Origin of the sequence: Nocardia testacea NBRC 100365, from assembly GCF_000308775.1 — a bacterium.
Classification (GTDB): Bacteria; Actinomycetota; Actinomycetes; order Mycobacteriales; family Mycobacteriaceae; genus Nocardia; species Nocardia testacea.
In genome coordinates this window covers 63,020-81,449 of sequence record NZ_BAGJ01000149.1, presented here as the reverse complement: position 1 = coordinate 81,449, position 18,430 = coordinate 63,020, and the positions used below count along the sequence as shown (strand labels likewise).

Annotated in this window: 19 protein-coding genes and 2 pseudogenes; 8 read left to right on the top strand and 13 right to left on the bottom strand. The window is 67.9% G+C overall.

The window, feature by feature from the left end:
• Both ON38_RS20910 and imuA' read right to left on the bottom strand, forming a co-directional pair.
• On the bottom strand, positions 1-1,590 hold the full coding sequence (locus ON38_RS20910; protein WP_051165016.1) for a DNA polymerase Y family protein: 1,590 nt from the start codon (positions 1,588-1,590) through the stop codon (positions 1-3).
• The gene (imuA', locus tag ON38_RS20905) at positions 1,580-2,371 is read right to left on the bottom strand and encodes a DnaE2-dependent mutagenesis accessory factor ImuA' (protein WP_157181832.1); all 792 of its coding nucleotides are present in this window, start codon (positions 2,369-2,371) and stop codon (positions 1,580-1,582) included. Before imuA' ends, ON38_RS20910 begins: the two co-directional genes overlap by 11 nt.
• Before the next feature lie 235 nt (positions 2,372-2,606).
• Between imuA' and ON38_RS20900 the strand changes: the two genes are divergently transcribed.
• A complete protein-coding gene (locus ON38_RS20900) occupies positions 2,607-3,731 on the top strand; it encodes a serine/threonine-protein kinase (RefSeq protein WP_039826594.1) in 1,125 nt (374 codons plus the stop codon).
• 14 nt (positions 3,732-3,745) lie between these two features.
• Here ON38_RS20900 and ON38_RS20895 read toward each other — a convergent pair whose 3' ends face one another.
• Together ON38_RS20895 and ON38_RS20890 are read right to left on the bottom strand one after the other, a co-directional pair.
• Positions 3,746-4,210, bottom strand: a complete 465-nt coding sequence (locus ON38_RS20895) for a MarR family winged helix-turn-helix transcriptional regulator (protein WP_039826593.1) — start codon at positions 4,208-4,210, stop codon at positions 3,746-3,748.
• A 65-nt stretch (positions 4,211-4,275) separates the two neighbouring features.
• On the bottom strand, positions 4,276-5,451 hold the full coding sequence (locus ON38_RS20890; RefSeq protein WP_157181831.1) for a hypothetical protein: 1,176 nt from the start codon (positions 5,449-5,451) through the stop codon (positions 4,276-4,278).
• 342 nt (positions 5,452-5,793) lie between these two features.
• On the opposite strand from ON38_RS20890, the gene ON38_RS20885 reads away from it, so the two are divergent.
• From ON38_RS20885 to ON38_RS20870, 6 genes are all read left to right on the top strand, one after another.
• Positions 5,794-6,648 (top strand): Bax inhibitor-1/YccA family protein, encoded by an 855-nt coding sequence (locus ON38_RS20885; RefSeq protein WP_030522203.1) that lies wholly within the window; start codon positions 5,794-5,796, stop codon positions 6,646-6,648.
• 52 nt (positions 6,649-6,700) lie between these two features.
• The gene (locus ON38_RS20880) at positions 6,701-7,126 is read left to right on the top strand and encodes a hypothetical protein (RefSeq protein ID WP_157181830.1); all 426 of its coding nucleotides are present in this window, start codon (positions 6,701-6,703) and stop codon (positions 7,124-7,126) included.
• A 29-nt stretch (positions 7,127-7,155) separates the two neighbouring features.
• Complete coding sequence (locus ON38_RS36170; RefSeq protein WP_157181829.1) at positions 7,156-7,920, top strand: LysR family transcriptional regulator; 765 nt, start codon at positions 7,156-7,158, stop codon at positions 7,918-7,920.
• The gene (locus ON38_RS37075; RefSeq protein WP_218000812.1) at positions 7,917-8,465 is read left to right on the top strand and encodes a serine hydrolase; all 549 of its coding nucleotides are present in this window, start codon (positions 7,917-7,919) and stop codon (positions 8,463-8,465) included. The genes ON38_RS36170 and ON38_RS37075 overlap by 4 nt, the downstream gene beginning before the upstream one ends.
• Positions 8,456-8,824 (top strand): serine hydrolase, encoded by a 369-nt coding sequence (locus ON38_RS38220; protein WP_373281238.1) that lies wholly within the window; start codon positions 8,456-8,458, stop codon positions 8,822-8,824. Before ON38_RS37075 ends, ON38_RS38220 begins: the two co-directional genes overlap by 10 nt.
• A 182-nt stretch (positions 8,825-9,006) precedes the next feature.
• On the top strand, positions 9,007-9,411 hold the full coding sequence (locus ON38_RS20870; RefSeq protein WP_039826589.1) for a VOC family protein: 405 nt from the start codon (positions 9,007-9,009) through the stop codon (positions 9,409-9,411).
• Positions 9,412-9,448: 37 nt separating this feature from the next.
• Here the strand turns inward: ON38_RS20870 and ON38_RS36165 are convergent, their stop codons facing one another.
• The 3 genes and pseudogenes from ON38_RS36165 to ON38_RS36650 form a co-directional block, all read right to left on the bottom strand.
• The gene (locus ON38_RS36165) at positions 9,449-10,180 is read right to left on the bottom strand and encodes a nucleotidyltransferase domain-containing protein (protein WP_157181828.1); all 732 of its coding nucleotides are present in this window, start codon (positions 10,178-10,180) and stop codon (positions 9,449-9,451) included.
• Positions 10,181-10,495: 315 nt separating this feature from the next.
• A complete protein-coding gene (locus ON38_RS20860; protein WP_051165015.1) occupies positions 10,496-11,119 on the bottom strand; it encodes a PAS and ANTAR domain-containing protein in 624 nt (207 codons plus the stop codon).
• Positions 11,120-11,281: 162 nt separating this feature from the next.
• Positions 11,282-11,437: pseudogene (locus tag ON38_RS36650) on the bottom strand (transcriptional regulator); the annotation flags it as partial.
• Between the two features lie 8 nt (positions 11,438-11,445).
• On the opposite strand from ON38_RS36650, the pseudogene ON38_RS20855 reads away from it, so the two are divergent.
• Positions 11,446-12,015, top strand: a pseudogene (locus tag ON38_RS20855) (SDR family oxidoreductase); the annotation flags it as partial.
• Between the two features lie 11 nt (positions 12,016-12,026).
• Here ON38_RS20855 and ON38_RS20850 read toward each other — a convergent pair.
• From ON38_RS20850 to ON38_RS20825, 6 genes are all read right to left on the bottom strand, one after another.
• On the bottom strand, positions 12,027-12,770 hold the full coding sequence (locus tag ON38_RS20850) for a hypothetical protein (protein ID WP_039826587.1): 744 nt from the start codon (positions 12,768-12,770) through the stop codon (positions 12,027-12,029).
• A 36-nt stretch (positions 12,771-12,806) separates the two neighbouring features.
• Positions 12,807-14,531 carry an asparagine synthetase B family protein gene (locus ON38_RS20845; protein ID WP_039826586.1) on the bottom strand — a complete coding sequence of 575 codons (1,725 nt, stop codon included), beginning with the start codon at positions 14,529-14,531 and terminating at the stop codon, positions 12,807-12,809.
• Positions 14,532-14,538: 7 nt separating this feature from the next.
• The gene (locus tag ON38_RS20840) at positions 14,539-15,021 is read right to left on the bottom strand and encodes a hypothetical protein (RefSeq protein WP_039826584.1); all 483 of its coding nucleotides are present in this window, start codon (positions 15,019-15,021) and stop codon (positions 14,539-14,541) included.
• 27 nt (positions 15,022-15,048) lie between these two features.
• Entirely contained in the window at positions 15,049-16,035 is a 987-nt protein-coding gene (locus ON38_RS36840) for a hypothetical protein (RefSeq protein ID WP_051165014.1), read from the bottom strand.
• Positions 16,020-17,030 carry a hypothetical protein gene (locus tag ON38_RS20830; protein ID WP_039826583.1) on the bottom strand — a complete coding sequence of 337 codons (1,011 nt, stop codon included), beginning with the start codon at positions 17,028-17,030 and terminating at the stop codon, positions 16,020-16,022. The genes ON38_RS36840 and ON38_RS20830 overlap by 16 nt, the downstream gene beginning before the upstream one ends.
• Before the next feature lie 160 nt (positions 17,031-17,190).
• On the bottom strand, positions 17,191-18,426 hold the full coding sequence (locus tag ON38_RS20825) for a helix-turn-helix domain-containing protein (protein WP_039826582.1): 1,236 nt from the start codon (positions 18,424-18,426) through the stop codon (positions 17,191-17,193).
• Positions 18,427-18,430 lie beyond the last annotated feature (4 nt).

Here is an 18,430-nt window from a genome sequence, read left to right as displayed (position 1 = left end):
TCACTCGTAGAGCCCTTCCACATACCACCGGTCGTTCTCGGCGAACAGCAGCAGACTGTGCGGGCCGGGTAGTTCGACTTGCGCGCGGGCACTGGGCGCCGATCCGGGTGACCACCACAGTTCGTCCAGGAGCCAGGGGCCTGCCCAGGCGGTGAGCCGCCAACTGGATCGCCCCCAGCGCAGCCGGGCCGGGGGTCCGCTGAACCCGCCGCGCCCGGTGATTCGCACCGGGGCGCCGTCGGCGGATTCCAGGGTGACCGGCGGACGGTCGAGCATGATCACGGCGGGGGCGGGTTCGGGGATCCGGCCGGGCCAGGGCGGTGCCGGATCGGTGTGCGGGGCGCGTTCGTCACCGAACGCGACCATGGTGACCCGTTCGGCCGGCCCGCGGCCGCCGCTGAGCACGCCCACCTGCACCGCGTCCCCACCGAGCAGGCCCTGGACGCGGACCAGGGCGCGCAGCGCGCGTTCGTCACCCGATCCGGTATCGCCCCACAGGCCCAGTTGCAGGGCGCCGGCCGGCACCACCTCCACCGGCACCAGGTGCAGCACGATGATCGGACCGGTGGGGCGGCCGTCCGGGGGACGGGTCAGCCAGCCGTCCAGCTGCCAGCGCACCCGGTCGGCCACGCCGTCGGCGGTCAGCGGTTCGGCGCAGCGCCAGACCCGGGACAGGTTCTCTCCGGTTTCGGTTTCGGCGCGGATCTCGAGCCGGGTGCAGGCCAGCGCGGCGGCCGACAGCGCCGCGGTGAGGCGGACGGCCAGCAGTCGGCCGGCGAACGCGGCCCGGTCGACCCGGTCGATGGGCGGATCGCAGGGGAGCCGGACCTCCAGATCGGGGGCGGGCCGGCGCGGCGCCGGTGGCCGCTCCGGTAGAGCGCGGGCGGCACGGTGGGCGCGGATCGCGTCCGTGCCGAACCGGGAGGTCACCTGGGCGGGCGTCAGTCCGGCGAAATCCCCGATCCGGCGCAGGCCGAGCCGGTGCAGCAGGTCTATGAGCGCGGCCCGTTCCGCGTCCGCCGGACCCGGTTCGGCCGCCAGCTCCGTGATCGGTAGCGGGGCGAGAAACCGGGCGTCGTCCCCCGGGGCCACGATGGTCCCGTGCCGGGCGGCGACGATGGCGGTGGGTAGTTCGTCGGCGATACCCACCCGCGCCTCCACTCCGGCGGTGGCCAGCGCGGTGAGCACGCGGCGGGTCGCGGCCTCGGCGGAACCGAAGTAGCGGATGACACCGCGAGCGGACAGGGCCAGCAGACCGGGGCGCAGCACTTCCACGCCGGAGGCGAGAGTGTCCACGGTCGCGGCGACCGGTTCGAACAGCCGGGCATCGCGGTCCGGGTCCTGGTGCGCCACCACGAGTTCCGGGCAGCGGCCCTGGGCTTCGCGTTTGCGCATACCGCGGCGTACCCCGGCCTCGCGGGCGGCGGCCGAGCAGGTGACCACCCGGTTCGCGTGGAGTACCGCCACCGGTTGGTCCGGCGGCAACCCCGCGCTCGCCGCCGCCGCGACCGCCGGCCAGTCCGGGCACCACACCGCCAGTACCCGGGGGCCGCCGCGGGTGGCGCCCGGTGCGGACCGGTCAGGAGGCAACCGAACGCTCCTGCCGTTCCGGTGCCCGGCCTTCGCCTGCTTCCGCGGCGGCCGGCGTGATCCATTCCACCCGGCCGGCGAGTGGGCGAGCGGCCAACCGGCCCCGGTGGGATACGCCACTTCTGGCGCGGACCTCGACGTCGAGGCTGATGGAACGAATACGCCCGCTACCCGTCCCGAGCCCGGTGTAGCCGGAGACCTTCGCTTCCAGATCCAGGTCCGCGGCCGGCCAGGAGCCGCCGGTGACGATCAGGGTGGCGTTCTTGCCGCGGGCTTTCGCGGTGAGCACCCGGGCGCGGGCCGGGAGGACCGCGGCGCCGCCGAGCCCGAGCACCACCAGTTCCATACCGTCGAGCAACACCGCCGCCACCTCCACCGGGTCCGCGCCGGCGTCGGCGACCACCGCGATCCGATCCAGCCGGGCGCCCATTTCCGCGGCGGCGAGCAGACCGAGCCCGGGCAGCCCGACGGTGGCCGCGTGCCCGCCCTGCCCGGTGACGGCGGCGAGCAATCCGGCCAGTAGCGATCCGGCGCCGGTATAGGCCACCACACTGCCCTTGACCAGGCCGCCTTCGGGCAGCAGGAGTGCCAGGGCCGGGGGTACGGGCAGGATCTCCCGTCGGAGGCCCACCGCCGGCGCCACCGGCGCGGACAGGCCGTTCTCGCTGCGCGGGGCGGCCACGGGGCCGGGCACGCATCCGCCGCTCGCTGCCCGGGCGCGCCGCAACTGTGCCAGTTGCCGCAGTTGGGCGCCGCTCGCCTTCGGTGGCCGTGCCGTCATACTTTCACCCACTTCCGCGACGGACGCCGGACGGACGGACGGTCGCACCGAAGTGGCCGGCACCGATCCAGCTAACTCCTGGTTCGAACATACATTCGACAGACTATCGGCTTAAACCCGCCCCCGGAAGTACCTCCGGCCCGCCCGCCGCCCGCTGTGGTGAACGAAGTGACGTATGGCGCGGTCCGGCTCCGAATCCGGCCAGCTACCACCGAATTCGGCTAGTCTCACACCCATGATCGATCGCCCCCGTCCCATCGTCGGCCCCGACTATCTGGTGGCCGGCCGATACCGCCTGCAGTCCAAGCTGGGCGGTGGCGGTATGGGAGCCGTCTGGGAGGCCCGCGACCGGCTGCTGGACCGCGACGTCGCCATCAAACAGGTGCTGTCCACCGCCGGTATGGACGAGGCCCAGGCCCGGCGGGTCCGTGATCAGATCGTGCACGAGGGCCGGGTGGCGGCGAAACTGTCCCATGAGCACGCCATCGCCGTCTACGACGTGGTGATCGAGGCCGGGGAACCCTGGCTGGTGATGGAGCACCTGCCCTCGCGCAGTGTGGCCCGGGCACTCGCCCTGGTGAACGCCCTGCCGGTGATCGAGGTGGCCCAGATCGGCGCCCAGGTGGCCGACGCGCTGGCCGCCGCGCACCATGTCGGGATCGTGCACCGCGATATCAAGCCGGGCAATATCCTCGTCGCCGATCGCGGTCCCGGGGTCGGCATGGCGAAGCTCAGCGATTTCGGTATCTCCCGCAATATCACCGAGGCCGCCGACGAACCGGACGGCATGATCACCGGTACGCCCGCCTATCTGCCGCCGGAGGTCGCGCGCGGCGCCCAGCCCACCGCGGCCAGCGATGTGTTCTCCCTCGGCGCCACCCTCTACACCGCCATCGAGGGGCAGCCGCCGTTCGGCATGGACGACGACACCGGCGCCATCGTGGAGCGCGCCGCCATGGCGCAGATCATTCCGCCGAGTCGCAGCGGGGTCCTCACCCGGGCGCTGCTGCACATGATGGAACCGGCCCCGCAGCGTCGTCCCACCATGGCCGAGGCGCGAGACGAGATCCTCGCCGCCGCTTTCGGTCCCGGCGCCGCGAGCAATATCCTCGGCGCCCCGGTGCGGACCGAGGACGGCACCATCCCCGCCTGGGCGGCCCGCAACTCCGCCGCCGGTCTGCGTAGTCCCCGCTCCGGGCCGCTGCCCCGGCGCGCGCAGCCGCAGCCGCCCCGTCCCGCCGCGGTCGCGGTTCCCGCTCCGCGGCCCGGCCCGCGGCAGATCGGCCCGACCGTGGCCGTCACCATCGGACTGCTGATCGGGCTGCTCATCATCATCGTGATCCTCGTGCTGGTGATGTAGCGCGCCGCCGCGGATCAGTCCGGTAGGGGGCCACCGCCGCTACCGGATTCGTCGAGCAGCACTGCCAGTATTTCCCGGAATTCGTCCGCGCGTCCGGCGCCCAGGATTCGGACCCAATCCTGTTCCACTGTGATCATGCTGTCGCGCAGCACTCCCGACGCCGCGCGGCCGCGATCGGTCAGGCAGACCAGTTTGGCCCGCCGGTCGGTGGGGTCCGCGACACGTACGAGATAGCCGCCGCGTTCCAGCGTGCCCACCACCTGCGCGGTGGCCTGCCGGGTGACCCCGATCCGCGGCGCCAGCTCCGAAACCCGCTGTCCGCCCGCGAGTAGCGGCGGGAAGAATTGCAGGGCGTGTCGTGGATGGAGGTCGGGCATACCCGCGGCAGCGAACGCCGTGGCCAGCCGGACGCTGGTGGCGCGGGTCAGCCGGTACAGCAGCACGGCCGGCGATGAGGCCGCGGCGGTGGACTCGCTCATGGCGACGATTCTCGCCGAGCCGGCCGCTCACCGAACGCCCCGCCGGTGTCTCGGCGCGGGAGAGGTCAGCAGAGCCCGGCCGTCTCGCCGGTGGCCGCGTAGGTGAGGGTCGGATAGTAGGGGCCCAGACCTGGCTCCGGGTCTTCCGGATCGGCGTTCTGCACCGAATCGGTGAAGTCCGCGGCGGGCAACATGTTCCGCATGATCAGCAGGGTTTCGCCGGAGTTCGCGGGTAACCAGGCGAGGTGGCAACCCGGGTCCGGCCTGTGTTCCGGGGCGGACACCACGATGGTGAACTCGCCGTTCTCGTCGACTGGGATCTCGTCGTCGACCAGGCAGCCCAGTGTGCTGGTCGACGCGACATCGCCGCTGCACATCGACCAATACCGCAGCTGGGCGGGCGCCATCCGCGCCGCACCGGAGAATGTACCGGGAGTTCCGGGTAGCCGGCCGCGGATCACCGCGGTCCGGCCCGAATCGACCAGGGTGGCCAGGTACTTGTTGTCGGGATTGGGGAACAGCCCCCCGCCCTCGCGTCCGGCCCACTGCGGCGCGTGCGGCAGTGGTGTGGTCCGTCCGCGGCCCAGTCGTGCCCGGCCTTCGGCGAACACACCGTGCGGGTCGAACGCGCTGGTGTTCGTCCCGCAGTCGGCGAGTTCGACCGCAACGTCGCCGGGGGTGTGCACGGTGGTCCGCGGCAGTCCGGTTCCGCCCATCGCATCGCGCCCGGCATCAGGCCGGTAGACCCGGTAGATCACCGGGATCACGCCGTCGGTGGCGGGGGCGTAGAGGGTATTGGGTTCAGGGTTCTCCGGCCGGTCTCCGGCGACCACCCGGATCGTGTAGGAGCGGTTCGTGCTCTGCCGATCGGCGCCGGCCGGGAAGGGGTTGACCGAGCCGGCGTCCGGCGCGATCGCCGTATCGGTCAGGACGCCTGTTGCCGCTCCGCCCGCATACGAGACGAACGACATGTATCGCGCGTGCGGGTATTCGCCATGCAGGGTCAGGCTCGTTCCGGGCGCGGCCGGCACCAGGGTCATCCAGTAATTCGCGAAGGTGTCCGGGAAGGCGACGTTGAACGTATCCGCCCCGATGCGCGGGCTCCAGCCGCAGGCGATCTCCGGTGGTGGGGCCGCGGTGGCGGGGGTGGCCGGAGTGGGGAACGCGGCGGCGCAGCCGGCGGCCACGCTCAGTACGAGTGCCCTGGCACCGCGTCGGTGGAAGAGAGCCCTTGTGGCCATGTGATCTCGTTTCCGTCGTTCTGCGCGTCGAAGATGTGCGCCGCCGGTAGCGGCCTCCGAATTATAGGCAAGACCCTTGCGTAATTGCATCGAACACTCCGTGAACAGCATCTATCGGTATCCGGCGAGGTCGTGCGGGGCATCCGGCCGCCGACCGGTATCGCGGTCCGTGGCCCGCCGGGGCCCGACCGGCGGTAAGGTCCGGTTTGTCTGTCTTGTCGTCTCGCCCGGGAACTCCACCGGGGGTCGTACTCGTTGGATGGACAGTTGGATATCGAGTAACAGCTCGAGCCGACGGTCGTGCTCCGGTATGGCCAACGAACTCCGAGAAAGGGATTTGCGGTGCGCGCCACAAGCAATCCGGTATTCAAGAATCTGCCGCGGCAGGAAACCGGCTACGCGAGCTTCGGCTCGGCTGCCGCCGGCGCGGGGCAGCTGGGCTACCAGTACGGCAACCAGCAGCAGTACCCGCAGCAATATCAGCAGCCCTACCCGCAGGCGCCGACCCGGTCGCTGACCATCGACGATGTGGTCACCAAGACCGGTATCACGCTGGGTGTCCTCGCGCTGTCCGCGCTGGTCACCTACCTGCTGACCAGCGCCAACAACGGCCTCGCGCCGCTGTTCGTCATCGGCGGCGGTCTCATCGGCCTGGTTCTGGTACTGGTCGCCACCTTCGGCAACAAGGCCGACAACCCGGCGTTGGTGCTCTCGTACGCGGTCGCCGAAGGCGTCTTCGTCGGCGCCCTGTCGTTCATGTTCACCGATATCAGCTTCGGTGGCGCGGGCGGCGCGGGCATGATCGGCCAGGCCATCCTGGGCACCTTCGGTGTGTTCGCCGGCATGCTCGTCGTCTACAAGACCGGCGCCATCCGGGTCACCCCGCGCTTCACCCGCATGCTGATCGGCGCCATGATCGGCATTCTGGTCCTGGTGGTCGGCAACCTGATCGCGAGTTTCTTCACCGACGGCGGCTTCGGCCTGCGTGACGGCGGCCCGATCGCCATCATCTTCAGCCTGGTCGTCATCGCCATCGCCGCGTTCAGCTTCCTGCTGGACTTCGACGCCGCCGACCAGCTCATCCGCGCCCAGGCCCCGCCGAAGGCCGCCTGGGGTGTGGCCCTGGGCCTCACGGTCACCCTGGTCTGGCTCTATGTGGAGATCCTGCGCCTACTGAGCTACTTCCAGAGTGACTAGTAGTCGTTGCGAGCGCATGACAGCGGCCTCCACCTCGGTGGAGGCCGCTGTCATGTCCCAGGTGCCGATCAATTGTATTTCGACGCTCGAGCCCGAAGAAATCCAATCGAACTGCCGCTGTCGCGACGATCCGAATCCTGCATTCGAGCGATCGCCGTTGTGCAGTCGCTCAAAGTTGGAATTGCTCGAGGTGGCGCGGATCGACGACACGGCCTCGGTTCCCGAGTATGTTCTGCAAAGTATCGATGACCTCGCGATTGACACTGTTGTGAACTTCCGGCCGGTCCAACGGGGTCACCATATCGTCATGGTGAGAGGGAACAACGATCCGCGGCCAGCTCAATGTCTCGAGTACGCGCTCGAAGTAGTCGTGTACGGCAGAATTGCCGCTCGAACCCAGGACGAGAACATCTGGAGCTGCCCCGGCGACTTCGCGTTCGACGAAGTTGGACGTACCACTGAGGAACACGTCGTGTAGCCGCGCTGGAGCGACATCTCGGCTCCAGATTGCTCGACAGGACTTCGCGAAATATCGCCCTGACAGCGTTCGGCAGGGCAATGCTGCCGTCGGCGCGTCGGCTCGTCGAGCTCACCGAAATTCTGGAATTCGAGGCGGAACGCGCCAAGCTGCAGCCATTCCTATTCGCTGTGCCGAGTTGCTCGCCGCCCGCGCTCGCAAGGCTCATCGCGGAGGGGCGTCGCCACCAATTGAACCTGGAAACCCGGACAGGTGACCCATTCCAACGTCGCGAATTGGTACGGTCGCATGAGGTCAGGGCGGCACTGATTGCCACCGGCGCGGATCAGGCGTCATGGCGGATTCCGCTCGGTCTGGCCGATGATCTGGGGCCGCATACAGCACCATTGTATCTGGATTCGCTACGTCCAGGGCGCGCCGACCGCGACGCCCGGAGGAGGCGAATATGGCTGGAGCCGGAAGACGACGTACCGCATATTCGGGATTCGATCAGCCGATTACGAGATGCGCTCGGTCTACAGCCGAAACAGGTGTCGGTCGCGCGCTCGCTCGTGGCAGCTGTTGCAGAGGTGTTCGGTTCGGGCGACCTACTTCTCTGCACAGCAGCTCAGGCGGAGGATCTCGGGCTGCACTGGCGGCCGATAGGCGACCTGACGCTTGTTCGCGGCTATCGGCTGGAAACAGAACAGGGCGAAGACTCCGACCGAATCCTGTCCTTGCCGCATCGCCTGATAGGAAATTATCTCGGAGTACCCCGGTACCGCCTTTCTCGCGGAAGTGGAGTCGAATCATGAGTGTTAGGACCGTGCTGCGTGCGGTAGAGAGAGAACTGCACAACGCCGGCCTCAGTGGATCCTTTCTCGTCAGAGACCTCGATACGGGGGATGAGCTCGGCATGGAAGTGGACAAGGAATGGCCTATAGCATCTTTGGTCAAAGTACCGTTGGTTCTCGCCACGCTCGAGCGTGTCGAACGAAGTGAGCTCGATCCAGCTGATTCGATCCAGGTGTCGCCTGGGAAGATTGTGACCCCGGGGCCAACTGGCGTGTCCAAGTTCAAACATCCGGCCATTATTGCGCTCGATGACCTGATCTATCTCTGCATCGCCATCAGTGACAACGGCGCAGCCGATGCATTGTTCGGTTTGACCTCACCCAGTTCTGTAACCACGGAAATGCGTAGGTTGAGAATCGATGGGATTGTGGTGCGGCATCTTATGCGGGATCTTATGGAGACTCCGGCAGAGAACTCGGACGTGGTCAAACCTACCTTGCTCACGAACTCGCGATCGCAGCAACAACGTTCGGTCACGGCCATTCGGTTCCGCAATTGGACGTAAGCCGGGCCAACATTGGTTCCGCACGTGCTCTGGTCGATCTCTTGCATAATATCTGGCGTCCGACGAACATTCACCCGTCTGCAGCCGAACGTGTTCGCGCTGTTATGGCCGAAAACGTAATCCGACAACGGCTGGCGCCGGACTTCAGTTCTGATGCGTCCCTATGGTCCTCCAAGACCGGAACGCTTCTCAACCTACGGCACGAAATCGGTGTTGTAGAGCACTCCGATGGGCAAGCGATCGCGATTGCGGCATTAACGGAGTCGCGGATCTCGGCGGTGCATCAGCCAGGTGCTGAAGCGATCATGGCCAAAGTCGCCCGGATGATGCACAACGAATTACGTATGGGCTCACGATAGCCTTCGTCGCGGCCTCCTCTTCGTCACGCGCTCGTCGGCCATGGTGGCGATCTCGAAATCCAACGTCCCACTACCGTCGGCGCCGATCCACCTTTTCGAGGTTGGTGTCGTCCCCTGTCGAATCGACCTGCTCGTTCGCTGCAGATATGCCTGCATCGAAGGATGGTCCTTATACTCTGTGGATGAACTTGGATATGGTAACTCTGATCGTCAGCAGCTACGACGAAGCGATTCATTTCTTTGTCGATGTCCTCGGGTTTCGTCTTGTCGAGGACACTCCGGCGAAAACCAACGACGGCCGCATGAAGCGTTGGGTCGTAGTTCGTGCCGAAGGTTCCTCCACGGCAATCCTCCTCGCCCGGGCCGATTCGAGATCACAACGAGATTCGATCGGGAATCAATGCGGAGGTCGCGTCGGATTCTTTCTCCGAGTGGACAACTTCGAGGCCTCCTATACTCGGATGGTTGCCGACGGCGTAGAGTTCCTCACCGAGCCCCGGGTGGAGCCCTACGGGGAAGTAGCCGTTTTCCTGGACATATCTGGGAATCGCTGGGACCTTCTCGGCCCCCGTCGCGCGGCTGTATGACGACGTCGCGACGCAGTGGCAGTTGAGCTACTGATTTCTATCGGATTGCTCCGGACGCTACGCGTTCAAAGTAACGTATGCTGGTGTGCTCAGCATCTTCACGTCGCGCCGACGCGGTCGTAGGAAATTTATCACGCAAGCCGCGATAGAGCTCGATACACGCTCGCAAAGCGTCTATGCATTCGGCTCGATCATAACCAGGAACCGTCTTGCGCAGCACCTCCGCGGTATCAGGGATATGCATCTCCAATCGGCGGACCCCGCGGGGCAAGTGCCCTGCGGCAGTCAGGGCCAAAGGGCCCAGTACTTCACTTCTCAAAAAGGATAAGAAATCTATGAACTCGAAGAGCTCACCCCGCCCGATCTTTGTCGCCGCGTAGTGAATCCAAACCCAGAATCGTTCCTCGATCCAGTCGATATCCGGTCCAGGATGATTACTTTCCGAGTTATTTATGACCTCGCTGATTATCGAATTTCGCTCCCATAGGACAATGGGGTCCTCGATACGGACCGCGAGCTGGTCCGGCGGCACGAATTTGTAGTCGACGTGCAGTACGGGGTCATCGTACAAGCAGATTACCAACCTGGGCTCGCCGACGTGTTCGCCAGTAAATGCTGCCAAGGGCCGGTGGCCCCAAGAATCGATTATGTCAATATTATCGGCGATAACCGAACCGTAGTGTTCGGGGTCGACGACGATTACGAGATCGAGGTCGGAGTAGATGTCGGCCTCGCCCGACAGGAGGGATCCGCCGGCTGCCAGTGCCACGAACCGGGGATCTCGCTGCACATGAGGAAGAAGCTCGTCAAGAAACCGTCCATGGTCCCCGGGTATGTGCATTATTTCCTCTCCCTGTAGGTGAAACAGCAAAGTCGCACAGTATGTCATAGGTGGCAACCTGGTGCAATGTGGACTGGTGTGGTCTACAGCGGGAGGTAGCGGACGGTGACGTTGTCGATCGTCGCCGAGATCCGGTAACGGAACACGACTGATCCCGCCCGTACGCGAATCGCGCGGTCCGCACCGGAACGCGCAGCAACCACCTCGAACAGGATCGTGTAGTCGCGACCGATTGCCCACAGCTCACAGCTCGGGCCGTTCGTGGACGGTGAGCAGGAGATGGTCGAAGCGGGTGCGGGTAGGGGTTTCGGCGCCGCCGAACTCGCCCACCGCGGCGACCAGTTTGGCGGCCAGATCGCGGAGTTTGGTGTTGGTCTCCTGGGACCGCCAGATCAGCACCCGGAAGGCCTGTTCGGCCGAGATCCCGTAGACCGTCATCACCGCGCCCTTGGCCTGCTCGATCAGTTCCCGCGCGGCGACCATCCCGGGTATGGCGCTGTCGAGGGCGTCCTGGCGTTCTTCGCCGAGGGTGTCAGTGATATCGATGTAGTAGCCGGTGGTGCCGGTCACCGCGCCGGTGGCGTCGAGCATCTGGTCCCCGACGACCAGTACGTGGTGCACCTGGCCGGCGGTATCGATGATCCGGTGGCGACTGCTGAACGGAGCACCGGTGCTCACCACCATCGCCAATGTATCGGCGACCCCGCCGCGGTCCTCGGGATGCTTGTGCGCCAGCAGCAACTCGGTGGTCGGCTTCACCTCATCCGGGGCGTAGCCGTGCAGGGCCGCGACCTCGTCGGACCACTCCCAGCGCTGTTCGGCCAGCCAGAAGCGGAAACTGCCCGTGCGCCGCGGCACCGGAACCATCGGCTCCGGGTCCTGTGAAACGCTTTCCTTCCTCACCCGCTCATTCTCCTGTATGTCCGTGCGCGGTGAGAACACGACCGGAGGATCTGCCCGCCGGATATCTCCGCATACGGCGCACCGGGCAGCCGGCCGAAACCGGCGCCCCCTGTTGTATCCCGTCGATCACCTGTCCGTAGCCGGCCCCGGGACGACCGGCCGGGGTCCGATCACGGAGAGCAGTTGTAGTTTCTCGTAACTTTCGCTGCCCGGGACGGCAGTGTAGACGAGGAGCAGATGCGATTGTTCGGGATCGAGAAGTGTCTGGCAGGTCAGTTCCAGGGCCCGCCCACCTGCTGCCCCTGCTGCGCGCGGGACGCGCGCGGGTGACCTCGCAGATCAGTGTCGCCGCGAACGAGAACTCCATCAATTGGGACGACCTGAACTGGGAACGGTCCTACCGGGGTCGCCACGCGTACAGCCAATCCAAGATCGCTTTCGGCCTGTTCGGACTCGAACTGGATCGGCGGAGCCGGGCCGCGGACTGGGGGATCACCAGCAACCTCTCCCATCCCGGCGTCGTCCCCACCAGCCTCCTGGCCGCGCGCCCGGAGGTCGGCCGGGCCCGGGACACCCTCGCCGTGCGCGCCATCCGCGCGCTGTCCCGACGCGGCATCCTCTTCGGGACGGTCGAGACCGCTGTGCTCCCGGCCCTGATGGCCGCGACCGCACCGGACGCGCGGGGTGCCCACCTGTACGGTCCCAGCGGTTTCCGGCACCTGTCCGGCCCGCCCGCCGAACAGGCCCTCTACTCCCGGCTGCGCAGCGCGGACGACGTGAAACGTGTCTGGCAGATCTCCGAGCAGCTAACCGGCACGTCCTTCCCGGCCGTCGAGCCTGTCGGTCCGGACCCGAGGTGACCGGGCCCGGCTCAGGATCGGCCGGGCGCGAGGTCGGTGCAGGTGGCGGCGTCCGGTAGTTCCCGGGCCAGGAACACGGTCTGGGCCATCATCTTGTAGCCGGCCATCCCTTCGCGCAGCACCTCGATCGACTCCTCCGGGTGCACCGAATCGATCACCGCGTTCGGGCCGACGGCATTGAACTGGTGGCTGACGCCGCGGGGGATCTGCATATCCACGAACGAGCACGGCGGCACGATCAGGTTGTAGCGGGTGCGGTGCACGCCGGGCGGCGTGTCGGGCAGGTCGTCGGTGAAGCACTCCGGCCGGAAGGGCGTCACTCCCGGGACATCGGTGACGACGAAGGGGGACAGCGCGCCGACCCGGATATGGGTGCCGGGGCCGGTCATCATGCGGACGAAGCGCAGCCCGGTGTGCAGGTGCATCCGCGAGCAGATACCGCGTTCGGCGGCGTCGTAGAAATCCATGAGATATCGATCGGCGAAGAAGCCTTCGAAAGGGGTCTCCAGCAGGTAGACATCGCCCTCTTCGAAGGTCTGCGCGCGCACGATGCCCTGGGCGTCGGGTGTGCTCGCCGCCCGGGCGGCCCTGGCGGTCCGGACGATCTGCGCGAACGCGTCCACCACGACCCCGGCCACCTCGGGCGCGAACCGCGCCACCGGTGTCACGACATTGCGGCCCGCGTCCCGGAATTCGGCGAGGTCGTGGATCTCGTTCTCGTCGTCGGCGTGATTCTTGATGCGCGGTTCGGTCATCGGGGCGACTCCTGGGTACCGGACGTGGGACGACGATCACGGCCCCACGTCGAACGAACGAAGCCATAATTCCAGCGACAGCACCAGCCACAGTTTGCCGCCCTGCCGGGGCAGCAGCGCCCCCTCACCGCGCAACCAGGCGCGCACGGTGTCCTGCCGGAAGAGTCCGCGATCGCGGGCCGCGCGGCCGAGCAGCAGATCGTGGACCGGGTCGCGCAGCGGGCCGGCGAGCCACTGCTGCACCGGTACCCGCATACCGCTTTTGGGCCGGTCGACGATCGTGGGCGGCAGCAGATCGCGCACGGCTTCCTTGAGGATCCATTTCTCGCTGGTCCCGGCGAGTTTCGCGGTGGGCGGGACGGTGAAGGAGTGGTCGACGACGGCGCGGTCGAACAGTGGCGCGCGGCCTTCGATTCCGCTGGCGGCGGTCAGACGCTCCACCTTGGTCAGGATGTGGTGGGCGCCCTTGGTGCGCAGGTTGGTGTGCAGCAACTGGTTGAGCAGGCCGGTCATCCGGCCCTGGCGCAGGTAGGGGGCGACGTGTTCGACCGGGGACGGTGCCGCTTCCAGCGCGGACAGTGTCTCCGGGGTCAGCAGGGCGGGTAGATCGCCGTAGCATTTGCGGTAGCTGTCCAGGTACGCGCGGGCGCGGGCATCGGGATCGGGGTCCGTGCGGGACAGCTCGGAGATCAGCATCGCCAGGTTCTTGGGGCCGCCGAAGACCGGATCGCCACCCTCGCCGTTGAGCGCGACGCGGATTCCGTCGGCGGCGACGGCCTCGGCGAGCATCAGGTTCGGCACGGTGAGCGGATCGCCGACCGGACAGTCCAGCAGGCCCACCGTATCCGCCAGCCGGGCGGCGACCGTCGCGCCGGGCACCGTGAGCACGCGGTGCGCGGTACCGCAGTGTGTCGCGACGAGTCCGGAGTAGCCGAGTTCGTTCGGAACGGCGTCGCCGAAACCGATCGAATAGGTGTGTACGGCCTGATCGTGCGATTTCGCGGCGAGCGCGGTGACCAGACTGCTGTCGATCCCGCCGGACAGCAACACGCCGACCGGCTCCCCGGCCGGAAGCCGCCGGGCCACAGCGTCTTCCAGTAGGGCACGCAGCCTCAGGACGTGCTCGTCGACCGGCCGCGCGTCCGCGGTCTCGCGCGGCTCCCAGAACGTGTGCTCCGCGGAGGTGCCGTCCGGGCGCAGCCGCACACAGCGGCCGGGGAGGACCTCGTGGATATCGCGCAGGAGGGTTTCGCGCCCGGGCAGATAGGCGAAGGTGAGGAAGGAACGTACCGCGGGCAGGTGCAGCCCGGTGCGCAGCGCGGACCAGCGGCTCAGCGCACGTAACGAGGTCGCGGCGGCCCAGCCCGCCGCCGAACGGGCGTGGAAGAGGGTGCGGGCGCCCAGATGGTCGCGCGCGAGCACGAGGTCGGGTCCATCGGCGATGGCGAGGGCGAACATGCCCTCGGCGGCGGCGAGGCCCGCGATGCCCAGACGGGCGTAGCAGTGCAGGAGCAGTTCACCGTCGGGCCGGCCGGGTGGTGGGGCCGCCGCGCCGAACCGGGCGCGTAACCGGTCGGCGTTGAACAGCGTGACCTCGCCGACGGCGGTCAACCCGCCGGCGACGAAGGGCCCGCGCGCGGTACCCGGCCCGTCGAGCAGGCCCAGGGCGTGCCCGTCGCGCGCAGTGACCGGCTCGGCGCCGACGGCCCGCAGGTGGCCGGACGGATCGTCGCCGGTCAGGAACGCACACCATCGAGACATTCAGCACTCACCCGAAATCGTCGTCGTCACCGTATCCGTCGCCCCAGTCGCCGTAGTCGCCGTCGGCCTCGCCGCCACCGCCGCCGGACTGCGCCGCCTGGTTGCGCAGTTCCTCTTCCTCTTCCGGGCTCAGCGATATCGGCGGCAGCACCAGCGCGCCGAGCAGGGCGCCACCCGCGACCCCGGCCAGGATCGTGCCGAGCCTGCCACCGAAGGACGAGCGATTGACCGTCAGTACGCCGTCGCTCCACAGGGTCCGGCCGTAACCGGATTCGCGTCCGTAGCGGACCGAGCCGTCGCGCCGGGTGCGTTTGACGATCCGGCGGCCCAGCGGTTCGTCGACCCCGGAATCACCGCGATCGTCCTGCCAGGTGACGGTGGCGCCCGGGCCGCGTCGCCGCCACTCCTGCCTGCCGTCGGCGTAGCGCCGGTGCACGGTGTCGTCGGCGAGCAGCTCATCGGTATAGGCGAGCTGCTGGTATCGGGCCACAGTGGCCTCCTCTCGTGCGCCGGGTGCTCAGGCGGCGGGCCAGGTCAGGAACCCGCTGCGGCGAGCGTGCCGCAACTGGGTCGAGGGCGGTGGCGGGGTGCGTACGCCGCGGACCAGGCGATGCACCGAGCGCAGCAGGACGGCGGGATGGACCGCCTCGAGTTCGACGATCCGGCCGTGCCGCAACCAGGCAAGTTCCCGCTCGTCCAGGAAGCCGGGCCCGGGCTCGCCGCCCGGAGGGTCCGCGGCCGGCAGCGGACCACCGCCGGCCACTTCCGGCGGCCCGACCGCCCCCCGACCCCGCGGCACCGATCCGCGGCCATCGAAAACCGGGCCCGGGGCATCCGGCGTTGAGGGGACCCCCGGTGGTCCTCCCGGATCGACCGGGGGACCGTCGATGTGGAAAAGGTGCAGTCCCATGGCCTGCCGGGGCCGCAGCCCCAGCGGAACCACGCGCACCCCCGCGGGTATCCCGGCGAGTTCGCCCGCGCGGGCGGGAAAAGCCAGACCCGCCGCGCCGGCCCGGTGCAGCACGTAGACGCACCCTCCGCCGCGCGTCAGCATGGCTGCCACGCCGGAGTCCAGCGGCAGTTCGGCCGCGCTGAGCACCGGTGTCGCAGATTCCATCGGTAGCCCGTTGGCGCGCAGCATATGCGCGACGCTGTGCGATTCGCAGAGGAGCAGGCGCGGCAGACCGTAATCGAACAGGTCGGGTTCGGGAGTATGCGCTCCCGGGAGCACTGTCCGGGGTGGCGCCGGTGCGAGCAGCCCCGGGACCCCGCCGTGCCGGGTCAGCGCGGTGCGGAAGGTGGCGAAGGGCAGCGGCGCCGGCACGGTGAACGCGATCCGGCGCGGGAGCCGGGGTATCGGGGCGAGCAGCCGGCAGAGTTCGTAGTAGAGCTGGCGCTCGGTGAACCGGAGACCGCTCGGTGCCGCGGCTCCGGCCGCCGCGATCGGTAGCAGCCGGTCGAGAACCCGCTGCGTCCACCGGGCCGGCGTCACCCGCTCGGCCATGTCAGAAAGCCGATCTCGCGGGCTCGCTGCCGGTCCGGATCGGCGGCCTCCTGTACTCGTTCGACACCGCGCGCCACCACACCCAGCAGCGCCGCGGGCGGCAGCGCCGCGGCCGGTGACCACCAGCCGCCGGCCAGCCAGTCCCGCTCGGCGGCGGACCCGGCAGCCCACTCCGGTACGGGCGGTGCCGCCGGATCCGGCAGCTCCCGTAACCGCACCGCCGACCGGGCCGCGAGCACCGACCTCGCGGAGAGCCCGATCAGCACCGCGCGGGAGCCCAACGCGTCCCGGGCGCCGGCGCCGAATCCGATGCCGGGCAGACCGGCGTCGTGCAACACGAGTACCGGCACCTGCGGCGGTAGCCGGTCCACTCGGTCGGCCAGTGCCATCCCCCACGCCTCGGCGGTGTTGTTGGCGGCGAGACACGCGAGTACCGAGCGGTCGCCGCACAGCAGGGCCAATCGTGGTTGCGGCACCGCGGGCAGCGGAATGTTCTCGGCCACCAGCCCCGGCGGTGGCCCGCCGTAGATGTGTGCCCAGCGGTCGAGCACCTCGGTGCGGAACCCGCGCGGCTCCACCGGGATCCGCACCGTCGTCCGCTGCCGGAACCACGGTTTGGCGCACGTCAGCAGCAGCGGGACCACGATCAGCAGAAGCAGCCCGGTGGCGATTCCCGGTAACGCCGGGACGGCACCGCTGACCACACAGATGAACCCGCCCACCACGATGATCCCGCACGACCAACCGAGTGCGGCGTGGTAACCGCGGTCCACACTCGGCACATCCCGCCGTGTGGCCGCGTACCACAGCTGGGTGGGTGTGTAGCGCAGATCGCCCCCGTCGCTCAGCTTTTCGGCCAGGCGGCGCATCCGCAGATCATGCATCCGCGCCGGGCTCTCCTTCGGCTCCAGCGCGAATTCCCGCCGGCACGCCGGACACCGCCGTCCGGTGCGCTCGCGGCGCAGCAGACTCTTCGCGCAATGCGGGCAGATCACCTGTCCAATGGTCGTCGATCGACCGGGATCGCGCGAGGGGTATACGCTTTCGAATTCCAGACGACCTGGGCGTTCGGCGCGTCCGGCCCACCGAATTCACCGACCGGCAATCGGTGGTTCCACGACGATCGCCGGGAACATCGACAACGGTGCCTGGTACTCACGCCGCCGGGGCGATCCCGACCCGTTCGCACAGGTCGTTCACATCGGCGCGCATACCCGACGGTGGATTCTCCCTCAGCGTGTGCAGAATCTGACGGGCATAACTGTTGTAGCGGATTGTTTCCGGAGCCGTGCGCGCCGACTTGTCCAGCAATGCCAGTGCGGCGACCGACTCCTCGCGCTGGAAATGAGCTCGGGCAACCTCGATGAAATGCCTGCTGCGACGGGGTACCGAGATGATCTGATCGGCATCGAACGCATGCGCGGACCGCACCGCCTCGCCCGGTCTGCGCAATTCGACTCCCAGCGTCGTCGCGTGCGCGGACATCACCGGCACCGAAAAAGAGGTCTGTACATGCCGATAGTCCGGGCCGAGGGATCGCGCCGTCACATCGGCTTTCTCCCAGTTCGCCCAGGCGTCACCATATCGGCCACGGCGAGCGTGCACATAGGCGACCTCCGCGTACAGGGCACCGTGGATGCCGCGCCAATCATCCGGAGTTTCGTCGCGATCCAGGTACGGGTCCAGCTGCTCGGCGGCCGTGCGGGCCAGCGCAATCGCCTCTTCCCAGCGGCCCGAGTCACGTAATGCCTGGGTCATCGCCCACGCTCCGCACGCGATCACGTAGGGATCGTCCGCGGCGTATCCCTCGGACAGGGCGCGGTCGGCCACCAGCCAGACCAGTTCCGTCGCGGGTTGATACGCCACATAGAAATCGGCCAGCTGGTAGACACCGGCAAGTACACGGCGGGCCTGCCTACGGCCGGTTCCCTCGACCCGTGCCGCGTTCTGGGCGTCTTTGATCAGACCAGGTAGGAGCGCGCCGAGTTGAGTTCGATGGTCCGGGCTGGAATGGCGAATGATCCAGGCGTGCCGCAGTCGTTCTTCGAGGTGGCGGATGTTCGAGGGAGATTTCGGTGGGGCCAGGCGGTAATCGGTCAGGGCCGATTGCACACTGGACAGAGCGCTGTGCTGTTCACCGGCGAATACCGAGACCGGAACGGCGTGTCCGTTGCCGGTCAGTTCGGCGAGATCATCCAGTTCCAGTGCTCGCGCGATCCGCAGCAGCATCGGTAGCCGAGGCGGTTGTAAGCGGCCGTTCTCGACGGCTTTGAGCCATTCGGTCGATCGACCCAGGAGTCCGGCGAGAACAGGCCGGGACATACCGGCCCTCTCCCGCAATCTTTTGATTCTGATACCGACTGGTGTATTCGCACCGGAATTGATCGCCACCGCA

Bases quoted from the DNA above. Each gene is read 5' to 3' on its own strand.
- imuA' (WP_157181832.1), bottom strand. From the start codon at position 2,371: ATGACGGCACGGCCACCGAAGGCGAGCGGCGCCCAACTGCGGCAACTG.
- ON38_RS20900 (WP_039826594.1), top strand. From the start codon at position 2,607: ATGATCGATCGCCCCCGTCCCATCGTCGGCCCCGACTATCTGGTGGCC.
- ON38_RS20895 (WP_039826593.1), bottom strand. From the start codon at position 4,210: ATGAGCGAGTCCACCGCCGCGGCCTCATCGCCGGCCGTGCTGCTGTAC.
- ON38_RS20890 (WP_157181831.1), bottom strand. From the start codon at position 5,451: ATGGCCACAAGGGCTCTCTTCCACCGACGCGGTGCCAGGGCACTCGTA.
- ON38_RS20880 (WP_157181830.1), top strand. From the start codon at position 6,701: ATGTCCCAGGTGCCGATCAATTGTATTTCGACGCTCGAGCCCGAAGAA.
- ON38_RS37075 (WP_218000812.1), top strand. From the start codon at position 7,917: ATGAGTGTTAGGACCGTGCTGCGTGCGGTAGAGAGAGAACTGCACAAC.
- ON38_RS20870 (WP_039826589.1), top strand. From the start codon at position 9,007: ATGAACTTGGATATGGTAACTCTGATCGTCAGCAGCTACGACGAAGCG.
- ON38_RS20860 (WP_051165015.1), bottom strand. From the start codon at position 11,119: ATGGTTCCGGTGCCGCGGCGCACGGGCAGTTTCCGCTTCTGGCTGGCC.
- ON38_RS20850 (WP_039826587.1), bottom strand. From the start codon at position 12,770: ATGACCGAACCGCGCATCAAGAATCACGCCGACGACGAGAACGAGATC.
- ON38_RS20845 (WP_039826586.1), bottom strand. From the start codon at position 14,531: ATGTCTCGATGGTGTGCGTTCCTGACCGGCGACGATCCGTCCGGCCAC.
- ON38_RS36840 (WP_051165014.1), bottom strand. From the start codon at position 16,035: ATGGCCGAGCGGGTGACGCCGGCCCGGTGGACGCAGCGGGTTCTCGAC.